We start from the raw sequence: 18135 nt of genomic DNA on the forward strand, positions 1-18135 counted from the left end.
TTATACGTTCTCCTTTCCACCCAAAATGGTATTATCAATCAGCCGTGTGCTTCCAAAACGGACAGCGACCGCTGCCAGTGCCCGTTTCCCCGGCTCTATTTTTTCTATTTTATCCAATGTGTCGGTGTCCACCACTTCCACATACTCAATGTCAGACAGTGGCTGCGCGGAAATCTCCTGCCGAATAACTTTCTTCAGCTTTTCTGCCGAAGTGTGGTCCGCCGTACTGCCGGCGAAAAAGTCACGTGCTTTCTGCAGGCCGCGGCTTAAAGAAAGCGCCTGCTGGTGCTGCTCTGGTGTCAAGTAAATGTTACGCGAGCTTTTTGCCAAGCCATCCGCTTCCCGAACAATGGGGCAGGGAACAATTTTGACCGGGATGTGTAAATCACGCACCATTTTTTTAACAACAACAACCTGCTGTGCGTCCTTCTGTCCGAAATAGGCGCGGTCCGGCTGTACGATATGGAACAGTGTGCAGACAATGGTGGTAACTCCCTTAAAGTGAATTGGGCGGGAAGCACCGCAGAGTTTATGGGTGGTTTCTCCCTTGACTTCCACCTCCGTAGAAGCACCCGGCACATAAATTTCACTCGCATCCGGGTGAAAGACAATATCGGCACCCGCCTCTTCGGCAGCTTTGCAGTCACGGTCAATGTCCCGCGGATATTTGTCATAATCTTCATTGGAGCCAAACTGTGTTGGATTGACAAAGTCACTGACGACGACCAAGTCATTCTGTTCTTTTGCTTTACGGATAAGAGACTGATGTCCCTCATGCAGATATCCCATGGTTGGGACAAGACCGAGTGTCTTGTCTTTTCGGCCGAGTGCTTTCAGTTCCTGCCGCAGCTGTGCAATCGTTGTTACCAGTTTCATTTTTCTCACTCCCTGTTTCCCACCGCATTCTGCAGCTTTTCCAAAACGGCATCGTCCATGGTAAAGGTATTCTTCCTTTCCGGAAAACGCTGCTCCTGTACATCACTGACATACTGGGCAATCGCGCCAGACATACTCTCTTTCATGTGGGCATACTGCTTCACAAATTTCGGTACAAAATCGTCAAACATGCCCAGCATATCATTGACAACCAAAATCTGTCCGTCACAGCAGCGGCCCGCACCGATGCCAATCGTCGGCACATGGACTTTTTCTGTAATCAGCTTTGCCAGCCCCTCCGGCACGGACTCCAGTACAATGGCAAAAACGCCGGCCTCTTCCAGTGCTTGTGCATCGGCAATCATATTCCTTGCCGCGGCTTCCTCTTTGCCCTGTACTTTAAAGCCGCCGAAAAGGTTGACAGACTGCGGCGTTAGACCGATATGGCCCATCACCGGGATTTGTGCGTGAATAATTGCACGGACGACCGGCACCATGTCGCGGCCGCCTTCCAGCTTTACCACGTCGGCACCGCCCTCCTGCACCAGCCGTCCCGCATTGCGTACAGCCTCTTCTGTACTGATTTGATACGAAAGGAACGGCATATCGCCTACCACCATTGCCCGCTTTACCCCGCGGGACACGCACCGGCAGTGGTAGACCATCTGGTCCACTGTAACCGGAAGTGTGGAGTCGTTGCCCTGCATGACCATGCCAAGTGAGTCCCCTACGAGAATTGCATCCACACCGCCGGCATCCACGATTTTTGCCATGGAATAGTCGTACGCGGTCAGCATACTGATTCTTTCCTTGTTCTCTTTCGCTTTCTGAAATGATTTTACGGTGAATCTACTATTCATTGCTGCCACCTCCTTTTAAAATTCGGCGAAAAGTTTCCGCCTGTTCGTGGCTCAGTCTTTCTCCTTCTTCCGCAAATGCAACCGTTTTCTCCGCCAGCGCCCGGTACCATGCCGCGTCCTGCGGCATGGCGTGCTGTATCGCGCGGCAGTGTGCCGCGACTGTGTCATAATCTGCGCGTACAATAGGACCGGTCAGCGCCTGCAGGGTCCCTTTTTCACGAATGTTTTTCAGGGTACCGTCAATCAGCGGCAGCACCGCCTCAAAAAGGGTATCCTGGTCCATGCCGGCCGCCTGCATAAAGCGCATTCCACTGTTCAGCAAAGTAACCAGATAGTTGGAAATCACACAGGCACCCGTGTGGTAAAGGGGTTTGTCACGCGTTGAGATTTTGCTGCAGCTTCCGCCCGTCTGCCCTAAAATCTGCCGGACCGCCTGCAGTGCCTTTGGCGTGCCCTCTGCGCTGAAATGCGTTTTCTCCAGCATTTCCGCACTGATTTCCGGATTTCCAAAGCTCTGCAGCGGGTGCAGGCTGCCGACAGGACAGCCTGCGGCGGAAAGGCATGCAAGGCAGGTGGAAGCGTGCGCACCGCTGACGTGCAGCCAAACTTTGTCCTGCCAGTCCGAATGTGTGGACAGCAGTGCCGCCGCCTCTTCGTCCACCGCCGGCAGTGCATGGTCCGGTGTCGTCAAAAATAAGACGCTGCTTTCTTTGGCGACATCCTCCATGCGGTAGAACCATTTACCGCCGGTTAAGGCAGCTGCCTCCTGTGCGGATGCCGCTGTCCGACTGCTGTACCCGGACAGTGTCAGCCCATGATGAACAAAGTATAGGCCCAGTGCCTGTCCAACTTTTCCCGCACCGATAAATCCGATTTTCAGTTTTCTCATCTCCCATTCGCCGTTTATTCCCCAAAGACGCAAAAAAGTCTTCTCCACCTGCCGTCTGCGCACAAAAAGGCGCAGACATCCTGTTACAGATGAAAAAGACATTCATTCAAATTCATGCAGTCTTTGTCACAGAGGATCAAAGCAGATTATAAAAAGGTTTCCGGACTTTCCACCGTTTTGCAGAGAAAACATTTCTTTTCGTGCAGTTCTTTTATAAAAGATACCGCCTGCATTCTGTACAGCTCCAAAGGATACCGCCAGAAAAAAGAAAAGAAAGCCAAGAGCCATGGAACAGTATAGTACACATTTGTAAAAATAGCAATCACTTTTTAGTCATTTTTACATATGGTCTTGAAAAAGAATACTAGCTGCAAAAAGGTTTCGTGTTTCGGCAGAATATGGTACACTAAAAGGAAAGAGGAGGCAGATCCTTTATAGGGACCGTTTCCGAAAAACAGGAGGAACTAAAAATGATTATGCTGGCCGCATGCTTCGGCGGAGTTGCCGCCGTCTTGCTAACCTTTTTTCTTGTCTGTTATCACCAGCAGCCAGGCTGAGAAACGGTTTCTTATTCGACCTTTTCTTAGACAGCACAGTGGTTGGGCTGTTACTTTGGATGCAGACCTCCCCGCAAAAAGCGGTGGCCGCCGTTGGCATTGTGCTTGCTCTCGGTCTGGCTCTATTGCTTCTGTTTGGCATTTCCATTGTATGTATTTATCTATTTACCAGTGCCATTCAAATGCTGCGCAAAGAACGGCACACCCTGCCCAATATGCTTTCCCTGCTTTTGATAATCGGTATTTTTGCGCAGATTATCGCCGGTGGTCTATTCGGGTGGAAAATCTATCAGCAGACGATCCCTTCTATTTTGTTTTCGTTTGTCTTTATCGGTGAATTTTACTTACTGCTTACCATGATTAGCTTTCTGACCGTATTGGTCCTGCTGCACGCCCACGCACCCCGATACAGAAAAGTGCGCTGTTTAATTGTTTTGGGGTGTGGTCTTCTGCATGGCAGCGATGTTTCCCCTATGCTTGCTGGCAGAATTGACCGGGCCATCCGCTATTATCGGCGGGCAGAAAGAAAGGGATGCCAACCATTCGTGCTGCTTTCCGGCGGACAGGGAGCCGATGAAGCATTGCCGGAGGGCGAAGCCATGTACCGCTATGCACAGGCACACGGCATTCCGGAGGACCGTCTGCTGAAAGAAACGCAGTCCAAAAATACGGAGGAAAACCTGCGGTTTTCCCGGGAAGTACTGGAACAACGTACAGGCACCAGTGCCTCCAAGCTGCCCTGTCTGGTTATCAGCAACAATTATCACATTTATCGGGCGGTCTATTATGCCAAAAAAGCCGGTCTGAAAAAAGCACGCGGCCTTGGCTGCAAGACTGCACCGTACTATTTCCCAAATGCGGTTCTGCGTGAATATCTGGCGGTCATGGTCATCAACCGCCGATTTAACATTGCCATTCTTATTTTCTCAGCTGCACTGCAGGCCCTTTTAATTATTCTTTCTGTTGTACACTAATATTATTGTCCAGCCGACGGTGTATCGGCCTTCTACTGCTCTGCCAGCGCGTTATCGTAGGCTGCCTTGGTGCGGCCGTCAAAGCAGACCATGGTTACCTTTTGTACACAGGCGGCTGTCTGCAAAAAAGCGGCGATTTCCCGCACCGCGATTTTTGCGGCACATTCCAGCGGAAAGTGGTAAACACCGGTGCTGATGGACGGAAACGCCACCGTGCGGCATTTCTTTTCTTCCGCAAGCTGCAGACAGCAGCGGTAGCAGGAGGCCAGCAGCTCCTCTTCCTCCGCTGTGCCGCCCTGCCAAATGGGACCGGGTGTGTGAATCACATACTTTGCGGGCAGGCGGTAACCCTTTGTCAGCTTTGCCTGTCCGGTCCGGCAGCCGTGCAGTGCCCGGCATTCCGTCAGCAGCTGCGGCCCGGCAGCCCGATGAATGGCACCGTCCACACCGCCGCCGCCCAGCAGTGTGGTATTCGCCGCGTTAACAATCGCATCCACTGCATAAGTAGTAATATCGCCCTGTTCAATCTGCAGGTTCATAAAAATTCCTCCCGTTTATTTTTATAGTATGTGAATAAAATCATCCTACCGCTTTACCGAATAAAATACAAGGCAGTGAAAAAGACCGCCTGCACCAAATAGTGCAGACGGTCTTAAAAATGGAGTGTTGTCCTATTAAAGGGATGCCTGACGTTCTTTGTAATGATGTGTTTCTTCCAGCATCATATCTTTCACTTTCATCAGGCGGACCTGTGAACTGCGCTCGTTTTCGTCCAGTTTCATCGTAATATATTTGATGTCTGTTTCCATCCGTGGAATCAGCACGTGCTCCAGTGCATTTACGCGCCGGCGTGTTTTCTCAATTTCTGAAGCCAGCAGCTGACAGGATTTTTCACTCTGGGCCAGTTTCAGCATATCCGGCAGCAAATCCGCCAGCTTCTTAACGGCATCATCCAGGTCACTGGAAGTAAAGGCGTAGCCGTAGGAATAAATGTCATTGCTGTCTGAGGTGCGGGTATGTGCCGTGTAAACCGGAATTTCAACACTCATCACGTTCCTGGTTGCAATGGACAGGGAAACTTCCTGTTTTGGTGCCATAAAAGCAACACGCACCGCTTCATCGGACATAGAGGAGCGCGCCAGCACAAGGTTCCGGTTTGCCTCCCGTATCCCCTGTTCCACTGTTTTCCGCAGTGCCATATTTTCACGCACCAAATCCAGGAACTGCCGCATCAGTTCATCCCGTTTATCTTTCAGGAGCTTATGGCCGCGCAGCGCGGTGACAAGCTTCTTTTTCAGGCGCGTCAATTCCATTCGTGTAGGGTTAACATTGGTTGCCGGCAAAGCGGTACCCCCTTTTTACAGCGGCTGTACCAGTTGTTTTTATAAAAGATACAGCTTATGCTTTTTCCTGCAGCTTGTTATCGGCAGGTTTTTCTTCATAATATTCGTCCAGATATTTGTCCTTAATCCGTTTCAGTTCGGAACGCGGCAGAATCCGCAACAGCTTCCAGCCGAGGTTCAGCGTTTCTTCAATACTGCGGTTGGTGCGGTATCCCTGCGAAATGTACTCTTCTTCAAATTCGTCCGCGAATTTGGCATACAGCTTATCCACATCGGTCAGGGCCGCTTCACCCAGAATGGTCATCAGCTCTTTAGCGTCTTTGCCGCGGGCATATGCCGCAAACAGCTGGTTCATCAGGTCCGCGTGGTCTTCCCGCGTTTTCCCTTTGCCAATACCCTTATCCTTCAGGCGGGACAAAGACGGCAGCACATCAATCGGCGGCTGAACCCCCTTGCGGTACAGGTCACGGCTTAAAATAATCTGGCCCTCTGTAATGTATCCGGTCAGGTCAGGAATCGGGTGTGTTTTATCATCTTCCGGCATGGTCAAAATCGGTATCAGCGTAATGGAGCCTTTCTTGCCTTTTTGGCGGCCGGCACGTTCATACAAAGAAGCCAGGTCCGTATACATATAACCCGGATAGCCACGGCGGCCGGGAACTTCTTTTCGTGCCGCGGAAATCTCACGCAGGGCATCCGCGTAGTTGGTGATGTCCGTCATAATGACCAGCACGTGCATATCTTTTTGGAATGCCAGATATTCCGCGGCGGTCAGTGCCATCCGCGGTGTGGCGATTCGTTCGACTGCGGGGTCGTTTGCCAGATTGATGAACAGGACTGTACGGTCAATAGCGCCGGTTTCCTGAAAACTTTGAATAAAGAAATTTGCTTCCTCAAACGTAATGCCCATAGCAGCGAAGACAACGGCAAACGGTTCGCTGGTGCCAACGACCTTTGCCTGACGTGCAATCTGCGCGGCAAGCTGGGCGTGCGGCAGACCAGAAGCGGAAAAAATCGGCAGTTTCTGGCCACGGACCAGTGTGTTCAGGCCATCAATCGCGGAAACACCGGTTTGAATAAATTCCTGCGGATAGCTGCGGGCTGCGGGGTTCATCGGCAAACCGTTGATGTCACGGCGTTCTTCCGGAAGAATTTCTGGACCGTCGTCTATGGGGCGCCCCAATCCGTCAAACACACGGGAAAGGATGTCTTCCGACACACCCAGCTCCATGCTGCGGCCCAAAAAGCGCACCTTGCTGCTTTCCAGGTTAATGCCGGTGGAAGCTTCAAACAGCTGCACCAAAGCGTTGCCGTCATCGATTTCCAGCACCTTGCAGCGGCGTTTTTCACCGTCCGCCAGCTCGATTTCGCCAAGCTCATTGTACGAAACACCTTCCACGCCGCGGACCAGCATCAGAGGACCGGCAACTTCTTGAATCGTTCTGTATTCTTTGGGCATTTAAAAGTCCTCCTTTGCCGCCGTGATATCCCCAATTTCTATATGCAGTTCCCGCATGACCTGCCGGCTGGACGCGTCTGCCCCGTCCTCCGGTGTATACTTAAAGCGGCCGATTTTTTCACGAACCGGCATGCTGACCAGCTTATCGACGGAAGCGCCCTGCTCCAATGCCTGCTTAGAAAGCTTATAGTAGGACAGAACCATCTGCATCATCAAATATTGTTTGTGCAGGGAAGCATACGTATCCACTTCGTGGAAAGCATTCTGCTGCAGATAATCTTCACGAATCGAGCGGGCGGCCTCCATTTTCAGGCGGTCAGGCGCGGAAAGGGCATCCATGCCAACCAGCTGCACCATTTCATTCAGTTCCGATTCATCGTGCAGCAGGCGCATGATGTCCCCGCGCATCTGCATCCAGTCCTCTCCGGCGTTCTGATTAAACCAGTCCCCCAAAGAATCAAGATACAGCGAGTAGCTAGTCAGCCAGTTGATAGCCGGAAAATGCCGCTTATAGGCAAGGTTTGCGTCCAAGCTCCAGAAAACTTTGACGATACGCAGGGTAGCCTGTGTAACCGGTTCGGAAATATCGCCGCCAGCCGGCGACACAGCGCCGATAACGGACAGCGTGCCCTCACGGTCGCCGCTGCCCAGTGTAATCACACGGCCTGCACGTTCGTAAAACTGTGCCAGACGGGAGGACAGATACGCCGGGTATCCTTCTTCGCCCGGCATCTCTTCCAAACGTCCGCTCATCTCACGCAGTGCCTCTGCCCAGCGGGAGGTGGAATCTGCCATCAGTGCAACAGAATAACCCATATCCCGAAAATATTCCGCTATGGTAATACCGGTATAAATGGAAGCCTCACGTGCGGCAACCGGCATATCAGAGGTATTCGCAATCAATACTGTGCGTTCCATCAGGGAATATCCGGTCTTTGGGTCCTTTAGTTCCGGAAACTCGTTCAGAACATCTGTCATTTCGTTGCCGCGTTCTCCGCAGCCGATATAGACAACGATGTCGGCATCTGCCCACTTGGCCAGCTGATGCTGCACCACTGTTTTACCGGAACCAAAAGGTCCCGGAACTGCCGCCACACCGCCCTTTGCAATGGGGAATAGCGTGTCAATAATGCGCTGTCCGGTCACCAACGGGCGGTTCGGCGACAGCTTTTTCTGATAAGGACGGCCGCGGCGGACCGGCCATTTCTGCATCAGTGTAATTGGTTTATCACTGCCATCCGCCTGTGTCAGTACGGCCACGGTATCCGTCACACGGTAGTCGCCCTCTGTTATCTCCTTTAGTGTACCGGAAACACCCGGCGGAAGCATGATTTTCTGCATGACAATACGCGTTTCCTGTACATGGCCAATGATATCGCCGGAAGACACCCGGTCCCCCGCCTTTTTGTCCGGGACAAAGTGCCACACATGGTCACGCTTTAAGGAGGGCACATCTACCCCTCTGTGCAGAAGGTTGCTGCCCGTTACCTTCATAATATCATCCAGCGGGCGCTGAATGCCGTCATAAATGCTGCCAATCAGCCCGGGACCAAGTTCCACGCTCATCGGTGCACCTGTCGATACAACCGGTGTCCCCGGTGCCAGACCGGAAGTTTCCTCATATACCTGAATGGACGCTTCGTCCCCGCGAATCTCTATAATTTCGCCGATTAGCTTTTGGTCACTGACATGCACCACATCAAACATGTTTGCGTCGCGCATACCCCTAGCGACGACCAAAGGCCCGGCAACTTTTTTAATCGTACCTTCACTCATTGAACAGCTGTCCTTTCTTTCCGCAGGATGCAGTCTTTCGCCTTCTGAAAAGAACACCGCGGATTGTTGGCTTTTGTATGTTCTGTGTGCTACTTCTCCTGAAACAGGATATCCGAACCGACTGCCTGTTCCACCGATTTTTTCACGGCGGCAAGGCCCTCGCCTGTATTGCCGAAAATTCCGGGAATCAGAATAATGGCTGGTTTCGGCATGCTTTTATAGTACGCAATCTCGCGTGTCATCTGCGCTGCCAGTGCTTCTGTCACATAAATAACCGCATAGTTCTCACCGGCCAGCTTCCGCAGCGTTTTTGCCGCCTGCTCACTTTCCTGCACGGTAAAGCGAAAAGTGTCCAGCCCCAACGCGCCAAATCCGTAAATGCTGTCCCAGTCACCCATGACCGCCACTTTATACATACGTTTCTCTCACCCTTTCCCGAATAGATGCTTCCGAAAGGTCGTTGCGCTTTCCGGAAAGGATGATGCGCACCGTCTTAATCTCGCTTTCCCGCGCAAGAATATAGGCTGCCAGCGGACCTATGCCAAAGGGATTGTGCAGCTGCGGATGAATGCGGTGAATCAGCAGGTTGTCACACCAGCGCTCAAAAGCCGCCGCGGAAACTTTCAGCTCCGGGACCGCTTCCGCGTAGGGCGTCTTTTCCAGATAGCTGCAGATGGCACTGAACCCTGTTAGGGCAGCATCCGTCAAAGCAACGATATCCAACGTGTCACAGGATGCCAGCGACCGTTCCAAAAAGGCGCGGTCTTTTCCGGTTTTCTGTGCACGGACAGCGGTCTTTATATCCGCCGTAACCACTACCAGTTCTCCATACAGAGCCAGCAGCTCCTCTTTGGAATCTTTGCCTGCCTGCTCGATTGCCTCCAAGGCAGCTTTATCAATGATGCAGTCACACAGCTGGCCGTCACGTGTATGAAGCAATGTGTTCATTGCTTTTTCCGCCACAACGCGCATCCTCTCCGGCAGCAGGGAAAAGTTCCGTCCCTCCACCGCTTTTTGTATCCGCGTATACGGGACGGTTCCCTGCTGCATATAAATGCCCGGATGCTTTCCCGCTGTACAGGCCTCTTTAACGGCTGCCTTCAAATTATGATAATCATTTTGGTACAGGAATACATCAAATACGGACATATCCCCCACCAGCTCAGCAATCAGGTCCCACGTTTTCTGGTGCTCCTGTGTCAGCACTTCTTCCGCGCTGCCGCTGCCCCAGCCGCGCTCCTGCAGCAGGCGCAGACACTGTGCCTCGTCCGGCGCGGCCAGCAGCTGTTCCAGAAAGGAGGCATTCAGCAGCTGCATCTCTTTGGTGCGAATGCGCGCAACTGCATAGATATAGCTGTTTTCAGACATCGCCGGTTCCTCCTTTTCTTCTAGTGTTCTCCGCTGTCATGAAAACAGAACGCTCCGTACTTTATCCTGCAGTTCCTCGTGCCTTGCTGCAAGGACTGCCTCAAAGGAGCCATTCTCTTCAATTCCATTGTAAGAAAGCAGGAACCCGTTTTTCATTTTGACTGGCTGCTGTGAAACCGTCAGACTAGCGCCCTGCGGCAGTGCTGCATTCAGTGTTTCTTCAAATTTTTCCGGCAGGCGGTCCAAATCTTTCTGGCTGAAGCAAATCTCGCCCTTGCCCGTGTGTGCAGCTTTGGCAGCCATTTTTACAATGACAGTAAAATACTGTTCTGATGGCAGTGTATCGGCGGTTTGCAGTGCTTTTTCCAACACTGCAGAAATCAGCTGCTGTTTACAGGCAAGTAAAGCCTGCCGCCGCCGCAGCTGTGCGGCGGATTTTGACCTAGCCCGGCTGTCCACCGTTTTCTCTTCGGTTTCCCTCCAGTATTTCCGCCGAATCTGTTCTGCCTTGGCATCGGCTTCCCTCATAATCGCGTCCGCCTGTTTCTGCGCTTCGTCCAGCATTTTGGAAATTCCCCTGCTGGACTGCTGTTGAATATCTTCTAAAATTTTCTCTAAACCAGTCATGACTCATACCCATTCTGCAAAAGTTATATTGCGTTTTATAAGGTGTACGGGATGATATTCTGCTGTGTTTTTACATTTTCAGACCAGAAATTCCGAAAATAGCAAGAATGGAAATCAACAGTGCCAGAATTGCGTATGTTTCGACCATTGCCGGGAAAATCATGGCCTTGCCAAACTGGTCTGGTTTCTTTGCCACCATTTCAATCGATGCAACGGCTGTCCTTGCCTGATGAATTGCTGAAATCGGCCCGACAATAATCATCGGCAGGCAGGCTGCAAAGTACAGCAGACCTTTCACCAGAGAAATATTGGCACTGCCGCCCATAATGCCAATCTGTGTCATGGTCAGGAACGCAATCAGCAGGCCGTAGATGCCCTGTGTGCCCGGCAGCAGCTGCAAAATCAAAACTTTACTGAATTTGGACGGGTCCTCTGTGCAGACTCCTGCGGCCGCTTGGCCAGCCATTCCTACACCTTTCGCACTGCCAATGCCGGACAGCAGTGCAGCCAAAACCGCACCCAGCAGTGCAAAGAAAACTCCCATGTTATTCATTCTGAATCGTCCTCCTCAATTTTGTAATATTTCGTATGAACGGCAAACGGCTCAAAGGGACGGCCGCCGCCATCATAAAATTTACCGAAGAACTCCACAAATTCCAAGCGGTTGGTGTGTACATACGCACCCAGTGCATTGATTGCCAGATTCATCGTATGGCCAATAATAAAGACGACAATAAAAACAATGACGCCGCCCACGCTGTTTCCGAGCATGCTGCCCATCTTATTAAAGACGGTCGCAATCACGCTGGTGGCAAGGCCTAGAGCCAGCAAACGGGAATAGGAAAGAATATCACTCAGGTATCCAGTAATGCCATACACGCCGTACAGACCTTTGAGTATCCGCTTGCCCCAGTTGCGTGACTCTCTGCCACCGGTCAGGATAATACCGAACATACCTGCCAGTGCAATCATTCCAACGATTTTTCCTGCCTGCGCCGAAAGCGTAAAGGTCAGGCCCATCATGGAAGTGAACTGCGGCAGGGACAACAGAAATGCAATCGCACCTCCAACCATCATATACCAGAAGATGACATCGCAAATGCCGTCCCAGATTTCCCCGTTTTTAACATACATATAAAATTTGGCACCCAAACCGACAAACAAATGCAGAATGCCGACCGCAAAACAGAATACCAGCATTTTCATCGGTCGGTTCAGTGGCTCGAACCACAAAGCCGGCAAACGAATATCCGGCCGGTTGAAGAACGTAGTGGCAATCACATTGACTGCATCCCCGAAAAAAGAACCGAATAAAAATCCAAAGACGGTGGTGGAAATGCCACAGAAAAAGAACATCTTCAACGTTTTGCGCAGTCCCTCTGACATATCCTTCAGCTTTTTTAAAGCAATCCCGCTGCCAATCAACATAATCAGTCCATACGCTGCGTCGGAAAGCATCATACCAAACAGAATATAATAGGAACATGCCACCAGCATGGAGGGGTCCATCTCGCCTTTTCCCGGCAGCGAATAGCTTTCCACAACCGGTTCCACTGCTTCGGCAAAACCGTTATTCTGCAGTAAAATAGGGATATCATCTTTCTCACCGGGTTCGGTGTATTCCACAATGACATCGAACTGTGACTCCAGCCAGTTCTCCAGTCTCTGTGCATTCTTCGCCGGGATATATCCCTGCAGGACAAAGGTCCGTTTAGACTGTGACAGCCTGCCAATCACTTCGTATTTATCCGCACGCATATGGTAATAATCCACAGCAAACTCAATTTCTTTGCGGTTTACCGCATTTTCTTTCAGCTGCTTTTCCAGTTCCACAGAAGTGCTTTGCAGCTGCTGGCTTTTCTGCTGCAGTTCTTTCATTGCCTCTGCTGGATTGACAGAAGTAGCCGGAGGCTTGGAGAAATTCCTTCTGCGCAGTGCGTCCTGCACTGCCGCGGCATCGCTGTTTGAGCAGACAACAAAAATACAGGTCTGCACTTGACTGGTGCTGATAATTTGCACATCCACCTTTTCGGCCTGCGGCGCATCTTCCGCCAGCTGGCGATAAATATTTTCTAATGTCACTGCACTGGGAAGCGTGCCTGCAAAAACAGTTGTTGCTTTTGTCCCATCGTAATCCAGCGGCAGGTCATAGGAAAGCCACGATTCCAGCGCCACCATCTGTGTCTTCAGTTTTGGCAGCGCCGCCGCATTTTCTGCACGCTCCTTTTCCAGTGATAAAATCTTTCGGCATACCTGCATGGTCTGGTCCCGCTTCTGTACATGTTCTTCGTACACCTTTACAGGCATTTTTCGTCTGCCGTTCATCAATGTTTTCAGGTCTTTTTTCTGCGGCGCGTATTTGTCAAGCACTGCCAGCGCCCTTGCGGCCATATCTGCGTTCTTTCGGAAAGCTGTCTGCGCTTCTGACCGGTCCTGTTTTGTAAAGATGTCATCTTCCAGCGCGCTGTCCTCGATTTGTACAACGCCCTGCCGCTGCAGCTGTTCCAAAATTGGCTTTCGGTCCTGATTCAGTGCGCAGATGAGCACCCGCTTCATCGGCAGCACAGCCATAAGTGCATCACTCCTCTTCTTGGGGCAGTTTCTCTCAGTCGGCCAGCATACTTAGGACCGTCTGAACCGCCTGCTTCTCTTTATCCTTTGCTGCCAGCCGCAGAGCGGCGGTTTGTTTTTCTGTTTCCTTCATCTGTTCCTGCAGCATGCCTGCCTCCTGCGTCTTCAGGATTTGCAGTGTCTGTGCCTCCTTGGCTTTTTCCGACTGCTCTGTGCTTTTCAGCAGGTCTGCCGCATTTTTCTTTGCCTGCAGGACAATCTGTTCTGCCTTTGTTTTTGCATCCTTTTCCGCCTGCTCCGCCTGCATCTCAACGTTTCGTATGGCATCGATTGTTTCTTTCGCCAAAAATAATCACGCCCCATCCCTGTAAAACTTTTATGAAAAATGTTGGTAAGTTCTTCATATCAGACCATTTATAATTATAGCACAATATTTTAATATTTAAAGCGCCGGTTTTAAAGAAAACGACGGACTTTAGTTGTTTATCAGAACTATTGTCGTAAAATGAAAAGCGATTCCCATTTTTCGTATATTGTTCCAAAACGGTTCTTTCCATTTTGTTAATTCTGTACTATCATTAAGAAGAAAGTTAAAAATTCTAAAACTTATCAGCAATCAACGAACCACCTTGAAAGGAAGGCTCTTATGTGCAGTGTTTCCGCAGCAATTCTTTATCAACACCAAAAGCTTCTAATCAGCCAGCGAAAGGCCGGCGACTCCTGCCCACTGCTCTGGGAATTTCCCGGTGGAAAGCAGGAATCAAACGAAACGGCTGAAAGGTGCGTAGTTCGGGAATGCCGCGAAGAACTCGGCATTGTTGTCAAGCCTCTCTCTGTCTGCTACCGGACTGTTTACGCATATCCTGACCGCACCGTTCGCCTTATTTTCTTCTTTGTAAAAAAGGTATGCGGCAAGGAACAGACGTATGTCCATAATAAGTTGCTGTGGGTACCGCCGGATAAGCTGAAGCAATATTCGTTTTGTCCTGCAAATCATGAACTGATTTACAAGTTGTCCCACACATCATTGGACATATTCGAGAAAATTTTTGGTGACTGATTGATTACACATTTACAAATAGGTTTAAAATCCTGTATAATAAGAACTGAGAAAAGTGAAAAAGAGGGGTATAATGATACTTTCTGACAGAAGCATACGGCGGCTGTTGAAGGACAACGCCTTAAAGATATCACCGCTGGAAAAGGAACAGGTGCAGCCCGCGAGTGTGGATATTCGGCTTGGCAATACTTTTACGGTTGTAGAAGACGTAAGTGAGCCAATCGTGCAGATGACCAAAGCCGTTTCGTACAAAACAATCCAAGCGGACCGATATATTCTTCTCCCTGGTCAGTTTGTGCTGGCTACCACATTAGAATACATTTGCCTGCCAAATAATTTGACCGCTTTTGTAGAAGGGCGCAGTTCTATTGGGCGACTGGGACTTTTCATTCAGAATGCCGGTTGGGTAGACCCCGGATTTAAAGGAGAAATCACGCTGGAGCTGTTCAATGCCAACAAATGCGCGATTGAGCTGCAAAGCGGCCGCCGCATCGGCCAGCTGGTACTGGAGCAACTGGATAATGAGGCCGAGCACCCTTATCACGGAAAATATCAAGGACAGCGCGGAGCAACCGGTTCCAAAATTTATCTGGATAATGAAGTTCCCTCAAAATAAAAAAGGCAGGTCCTATTTTTTAGGGCCTACCCTTTTTATTTTACAGGAACATACAAAAAGGCTGCCGACGGCATCACTGCTGCCGACGGCCTTCCTTTATGCAACTTTCAGGGAATGAATCTTAATTAACACCCATCCATTTTGCAATAACCATACGCTGCACTTCAGAAGTGCCCTCGTAGATTTCAGTAATCTTAGCATCACGCATTGCACGCTCGAACGGATAGTCACGAGTGTAACCATAGCCGCCGACCAGCTGCAGGCATTCACGAGTAACGTCGCCCGCAACCTTAGAAGCTGCCAGCTTCGCCATAGCAGCCAACTCACTGTAAGGCTCGCCGTCCTGCTTAGCCTGTGCTGCACGATAAACCAGCAGGCGAGCTGCATCAGTAGCAGTCTGCAGACCAGCCATCTGGAACTGTGTGTTCTGGAACTGGCTGATACGTCTGCCAAACTGCATACGAGCGCTGATGTAAGGAATTGTCTGGTCGATATCGCCCTGTGCAATACCAACAGCCTGAGCGCCGATGCCTACACGGCCGCCGTCCAGAGTCGTCATAGCGACCTTGAAGCCCTTGCCGATTCCGCCCAGCAGGTTCTCCTTCGGGACCTTTGCGTCGTTGAAAATCAACTCGCTGGTAGAAGAACCGCGGATGCCCATCTTCTTCTCATGTGCGCCAACGGTGAAACCAGGAGTGTCACGGTCGACGATGAAGGCAGAAATGCCATGGGTACCTTTGCTCTTATCAGTCATTGCAAATACCACAAAGACATTTGCATAGCCAGAGTTGGTAATGAATACCTTGTTGCCGTTCAGCAGCCAGTAGTCACCTTTGTCTTCTGCAACGGTCTTCTGCATAGCAGAATCTGTACCAGCATTCGCTTCAGTTAGAGCAAATGCGCCCAGCTTTTTGCCGGTGCACAGATCAGACAGATATTTCTTCTTCTGCTCTTCGGTGCCATAGGTGAAGATAGGCCATGTGCACAGAGAAGTATGTGCAGAAAGGACAGTACCGGTTGTTGCGCAGAACTTGGAGATTTCCTCAATTGCAGCGATGTAGCACAGATAACTCATACCTGCACCGCCGTACTCTTCCGGATAAGGCAGGCCAGTCATGCCCATCTCAGCCAGTTCATGCCAGGTTTCTTCCGGGAACTTCTCCTGCTCATCAATTTCGCCGGCACGAGGGCCAACTTTCTTGACGCAGAAATCGTGTACCATCTGTAAGATGTCTTTTTCTTCATCGGTGAACTTAAAATTCATTATACAGTACCCCTTTTCTAAATGGAATCAGCCTTTCAGCTTCTTAACCTCTTCAGTGAAGACTGGGACAATATCAAACAGGTTGCCAACAACACCGTAATCAGCTATATCAAAAATCGGTGCGTCTGCATCCTTGTTGATTGCTACAATCACATCAGAACCGGTGATACCAGCCGCATGCTGAATCGCACCGGAAATACCGCAGGCAATATACAGCTTCGGGCCAACTGTTTTGCCAGTCTGGCCAACCTGATGGGAGTGAGAGATCCAGCCCTCATCAACAGCTGCACGGGAAGCGCCAACAACGCCGCCCAGAGCATCTGCCAAATCCTTCAGTATCTTAAAGCCATCTGCACCGCCAACACCGCGGCCGCCGGATACGATGATGTCCGCACCCTCGAGGTCAACAAAGTCAGCTGCAGATTCCTTCATAACTTTCAGGACTTCTGTACGAATCTGGTCAGGAGTGACATGGAAATCTTCTGTGATAACTTCTGCCTTGTTTTCGGTTTCAGCAGGCTTTTTGAACACGCCAGGACGCACCGTGCCCATCTGAGGACGGTTGTCCGGGCACATGATGCAAGCCATCAGGTTGCCGCCGAATGTTGGACGAGTCCAGATCATGTTGCCAGTCTCGTCATCAATGTCGAGGCCGGTGCAGTCTGCAGTCAGACCAGTCTTCAAGTTGCAGGACAGGCGCGGCGCAAAGTCGCGGCCTTCCGGTGTAGCACCAATCAAAATGGTGGTCGGTGCATACTTCTCAATGACATGCAGCATAGCAAGCTTGTACGCATCGGTGGAGAAAACTTTGTACTCTTCGCCGTCTACCACAATAATCTGGTCTGCACCATGTTTGCCTGCTTCTTCAACAGCTGCTTTTGTATTATAGCCGACGACAACTGCCACCAGCTTGCCGCCCTGTTTATTTGCCAGTTCGCGGCCAGGATTTAACAGCTCGATACCAACGTTCTTGGCAGAACCGTCTTCCTTTGTTTCAATAAAAACCCAAAGGTCTTTGCTCTTAGCTTCCATGTATGGCCCTCCTTAAATGACGTGTGCATCGTTAAGCGTCTGGAACAGTTTGTGGGCGGAGTCCTCAGGAGTTGCCTCCTTGATGACGACACCAGCCTCTTTGCGCGGCGGAACAAAGGACTTTTTAACTTTAGTCGGAGAGCCCTTCAAACCAGCACGGGTAAGGTCAATTGTTGTCAGATCTGCCGCAGACAGCTGCTCAATTTTTGCTCTGCGAGCGGCCATTTTACGCTTAATGGTGGGGAAACGAGGGTCAAAGCTCGGTTTGGTAAATGTTACCACGCAGGGCAACTTAACACCGATAATTTCGGTGCCGTCCTCAGCTTCACGCAGTACATGAAGGCTGTCATCTTCCAGGGAAACCTCCAGGCCATAGGTAACCTGCGGATAGCCCAGATGTTCAGCCAGCTCCGGGCCAACCTGTGCAGTATCGCCATCAATAGCCTGCTTGCCGCAGAAGACAGCGTCAAATTTGCCTTCCAGTTCTTCAATCTTCTTAACTGCAGAACTGAGGATATAGCTGGTGGCCAGTGTATCGGAACCGCCAAAAGCGCGGTCGCTTACTAAATAAGCCTTATCGGCCGCAATAGCCAAACAGTCACGCAGAGCAGCTTCTGCCTGACTCGGTCCCATAGACATAACCACGATCTTAGTGTCGGGGTTCTTGTCTTTGATGCGGGCGGCAGCTTCCAGTGCATACCCGTCGAATGGATTTACGATGCTGGGTACGCCGTCACGAATCAAAGTATTGGTCTTAGGATCAATTTTGATTTCAGTGGTGTCCGGTACCTGCTTAACACATACCAAAATATTCATAACAACACTCCTAACTATTTGCTTACAAAAGCCAACGTGAAAAGCGG

General features: G+C 50.6%; 19 protein-coding genes. 3 read left to right on the plus strand and 16 right to left on the minus strand.

Annotated features, from left to right (window positions below; genetic code table 11):
* Genes panC through GJQ69_RS08585 form a run of 3 tightly spaced genes read right to left on the minus strand, consistent with a single transcriptional unit; the run spans position 1 to position 2625 of the window.
* Positions 1–876 (minus strand): pantoate--beta-alanine ligase, encoded by an 876-nt coding sequence (panC, locus tag GJQ69_RS08575; protein WP_174193506.1) that lies wholly within the window; start codon positions 874–876, stop codon positions 1–3.
* A 5-nt stretch (positions 877–881) separates the two neighbouring features.
* The gene (gene panB / locus GJQ69_RS08580) at positions 882–1736 is read right to left on the minus strand and encodes a 3-methyl-2-oxobutanoate hydroxymethyltransferase (RefSeq protein WP_086035149.1); all 855 of its coding nucleotides are present in this window, start codon (positions 1734–1736) and stop codon (positions 882–884) included.
* Positions 1729–2625 (minus strand): Rossmann-like and DUF2520 domain-containing protein, encoded by an 897-nt coding sequence (locus GJQ69_RS08585; protein ID WP_174193508.1) that lies wholly within the window; start codon positions 2623–2625, stop codon positions 1729–1731. Before GJQ69_RS08585 ends, panB begins: the two co-directional genes overlap by 8 nt.
* A 616-nt stretch (positions 2626–3241) precedes the next feature.
* On the opposite strand from GJQ69_RS08585, the gene GJQ69_RS08590 reads away from it, so the two are divergent.
* Positions 3242–4156: a YdcF family protein gene (locus GJQ69_RS08590; RefSeq protein ID WP_157658888.1), complete on the plus strand. Its 915-nt coding sequence runs from the start codon at positions 3242–3244 to the stop codon at positions 4154–4156.
* Positions 4157–4188: 32 nt separating this feature from the next.
* Here GJQ69_RS08590 and GJQ69_RS08595 read toward each other — a convergent pair whose 3' ends face one another.
* The 10 genes from GJQ69_RS08595 to GJQ69_RS08640 form a co-directional block, all read right to left on the minus strand.
* Positions 4189–4695 (minus strand): O-acetyl-ADP-ribose deacetylase, encoded by a 507-nt coding sequence (locus GJQ69_RS08595; protein WP_086035145.1) that lies wholly within the window; start codon positions 4693–4695, stop codon positions 4189–4191.
* A 135-nt stretch (positions 4696–4830) separates the two neighbouring features.
* Positions 4831–5499: a V-type ATP synthase subunit D gene (locus tag GJQ69_RS08600; protein ID WP_086035144.1), complete on the minus strand. Its 669-nt coding sequence runs from the start codon at positions 5497–5499 to the stop codon at positions 4831–4833.
* A gap of 55 nt (positions 5500–5554) precedes the next feature.
* The gene (locus GJQ69_RS08605) at positions 5555–6958 is read right to left on the minus strand and encodes a V-type ATP synthase subunit B (RefSeq protein WP_174193510.1); all 1404 of its coding nucleotides are present in this window, start codon (positions 6956–6958) and stop codon (positions 5555–5557) included.
* A complete protein-coding gene (locus GJQ69_RS08610) occupies positions 6959–8734 on the minus strand; it encodes a V-type ATP synthase subunit A (RefSeq protein ID WP_086035142.1) in 1776 nt (591 codons plus the stop codon). It lies immediately after the preceding gene.
* An 89-nt stretch (positions 8735–8823) separates the two neighbouring features.
* Positions 8824–9150, minus strand: a complete 327-nt coding sequence (locus tag GJQ69_RS08615) for a V-type ATP synthase subunit F (protein WP_086035141.1) — start codon at positions 9148–9150, stop codon at positions 8824–8826.
* A complete protein-coding gene (locus GJQ69_RS08620) occupies positions 9143–10102 on the minus strand; it encodes a V-type ATPase subunit (RefSeq protein ID WP_086035140.1) in 960 nt (319 codons plus the stop codon). Before GJQ69_RS08620 ends, GJQ69_RS08615 begins: the two co-directional genes overlap by 8 nt.
* 36 nt (positions 10103–10138) lie before the next feature.
* On the minus strand, positions 10139–10729 hold the full coding sequence (locus tag GJQ69_RS08625) for a V-type ATP synthase subunit E (RefSeq protein WP_086035139.1): 591 nt from the start codon (positions 10727–10729) through the stop codon (positions 10139–10141).
* A 70-nt stretch (positions 10730–10799) separates the two neighbouring features.
* Complete coding sequence (locus GJQ69_RS08630; protein ID WP_086035138.1) at positions 10800–11282, minus strand: V-type ATP synthase subunit K; 483 nt, start codon at positions 11280–11282, stop codon at positions 10800–10802.
* Complete coding sequence (locus GJQ69_RS08635) at positions 11279–13300, minus strand: V-type ATP synthase subunit I (RefSeq protein ID WP_086035137.1); 2022 nt, start codon at positions 13298–13300, stop codon at positions 11279–11281. The genes GJQ69_RS08630 and GJQ69_RS08635 overlap by 4 nt, the downstream gene beginning before the upstream one ends.
* Positions 13301–13334: 34 nt before the next feature.
* Entirely contained in the window at positions 13335–13646 is a 312-nt protein-coding gene (locus tag GJQ69_RS08640; RefSeq protein WP_086035136.1) for a hypothetical protein, read from the minus strand.
* A 300-nt stretch (positions 13647–13946) separates the two neighbouring features.
* Here GJQ69_RS08640 and GJQ69_RS08645 point away from each other — a divergent pair, with 300 nt between their 5' ends.
* A complete protein-coding gene (locus GJQ69_RS08645) occupies positions 13947–14360 on the plus strand; it encodes a (deoxy)nucleoside triphosphate pyrophosphohydrolase (protein WP_174193512.1) in 414 nt (137 codons plus the stop codon).
* Between the two features lie 73 nt (positions 14361–14433).
* The gene (gene dcd, locus GJQ69_RS08650) at positions 14434–14976 is read left to right on the plus strand and encodes a dCTP deaminase (protein ID WP_086035134.1); all 543 of its coding nucleotides are present in this window, start codon (positions 14434–14436) and stop codon (positions 14974–14976) included.
* 121 nt (positions 14977–15097) lie between these two features.
* Here dcd and GJQ69_RS08655 read toward each other — a convergent pair whose 3' ends face one another.
* The 3 genes from GJQ69_RS08655 to GJQ69_RS08665 are packed head-to-tail and all read right to left on the minus strand — an operon-like array spanning position 15098 to position 18088.
* The gene (locus tag GJQ69_RS08655; RefSeq protein WP_086035133.1) at positions 15098–16240 is read right to left on the minus strand and encodes an acyl-CoA dehydrogenase; all 1143 of its coding nucleotides are present in this window, start codon (positions 16238–16240) and stop codon (positions 15098–15100) included.
* Positions 16241–16267: 27 nt separating this feature from the next.
* Positions 16268–17272 carry an electron transfer flavoprotein subunit alpha/FixB family protein gene (locus GJQ69_RS08660; protein ID WP_086035132.1) on the minus strand — a complete coding sequence of 335 codons (1005 nt, stop codon included), beginning with the start codon at positions 17270–17272 and terminating at the stop codon, positions 16268–16270.
* 12 nt (positions 17273–17284) lie between these two features.
* The gene (locus GJQ69_RS08665) at positions 17285–18088 is read right to left on the minus strand and encodes an electron transfer flavoprotein subunit beta/FixA family protein (protein WP_086035131.1); all 804 of its coding nucleotides are present in this window, start codon (positions 18086–18088) and stop codon (positions 17285–17287) included.
* Between the last annotated feature and the right edge of the window lie 47 nt (positions 18089–18135).

This window comes from Caproicibacterium lactatifermentans (assembly GCF_013315815.1).
In the GTDB taxonomy this organism is placed as follows: domain Bacteria; phylum Bacillota; class Clostridia; order Oscillospirales; family Acutalibacteraceae; genus Caproicibacterium; species Caproicibacterium lactatifermentans.

Coding starts and splice junctions, on each gene's coding strand:
- panC (WP_174193506.1), bottom strand. CDS start 876: ATGAAACTGGTAACAACGATTGCACAGCTGCGGCAGGAACTGAAAGCA.
- panB (WP_086035149.1), bottom strand. CDS start 1,736: ATGAATAGTAGATTCACCGTAAAATCATTTCAGAAAGCGAAAGAGAAC.
- GJQ69_RS08585 (WP_174193508.1), bottom strand. CDS start 2,625: ATGAGAAAACTGAAAATCGGATTTATCGGTGCGGGAAAAGTTGGACAG.
- GJQ69_RS08590 (WP_157658888.1), top strand. CDS start 3,242: ATGCAGACCTCCCCGCAAAAAGCGGTGGCCGCCGTTGGCATTGTGCTT.
- GJQ69_RS08595 (WP_086035145.1), bottom strand. CDS start 4,695: ATGAACCTGCAGATTGAACAGGGCGATATTACTACTTATGCAGTGGAT.
- GJQ69_RS08605 (WP_174193510.1), bottom strand. CDS start 6,958: ATGCCCAAAGAATACAGAACGATTCAAGAAGTTGCCGGTCCTCTGATG.
- GJQ69_RS08610 (WP_086035142.1), bottom strand. CDS start 8,734: ATGAGTGAAGGTACGATTAAAAAAGTTGCCGGGCCTTTGGTCGTCGCT.
- GJQ69_RS08615 (WP_086035141.1), bottom strand. CDS start 9,150: ATGTATAAAGTGGCGGTCATGGGTGACTGGGACAGCATTTACGGATTT.
- GJQ69_RS08620 (WP_086035140.1), bottom strand. CDS start 10,102: ATGTCTGAAAACAGCTATATCTATGCAGTTGCGCGCATTCGCACCAAA.
- GJQ69_RS08625 (WP_086035139.1), bottom strand. CDS start 10,729: ATGACTGGTTTAGAGAAAATTTTAGAAGATATTCAACAGCAGTCCAGC.
- GJQ69_RS08630 (WP_086035138.1), bottom strand. CDS start 11,282: ATGAATAACATGGGAGTTTTCTTTGCACTGCTGGGTGCGGTTTTGGCT.
- GJQ69_RS08635 (WP_086035137.1), bottom strand. CDS start 13,300: ATGGCTGTGCTGCCGATGAAGCGGGTGCTCATCTGCGCACTGAATCAG.
- GJQ69_RS08645 (WP_174193512.1), top strand. CDS start 13,947: ATGTGCAGTGTTTCCGCAGCAATTCTTTATCAACACCAAAAGCTTCTA.
- dcd (WP_086035134.1), top strand. CDS start 14,434: ATGATACTTTCTGACAGAAGCATACGGCGGCTGTTGAAGGACAACGCC.
- GJQ69_RS08655 (WP_086035133.1), bottom strand. CDS start 16,240: ATGAATTTTAAGTTCACCGATGAAGAAAAAGACATCTTACAGATGGTA.
- GJQ69_RS08660 (WP_086035132.1), bottom strand. CDS start 17,272: ATGGAAGCTAAGAGCAAAGACCTTTGGGTTTTTATTGAAACAAAGGAA.
- GJQ69_RS08665 (WP_086035131.1), bottom strand. CDS start 18,088: ATGAATATTTTGGTATGTGTTAAGCAGGTACCGGACACCACTGAAATC.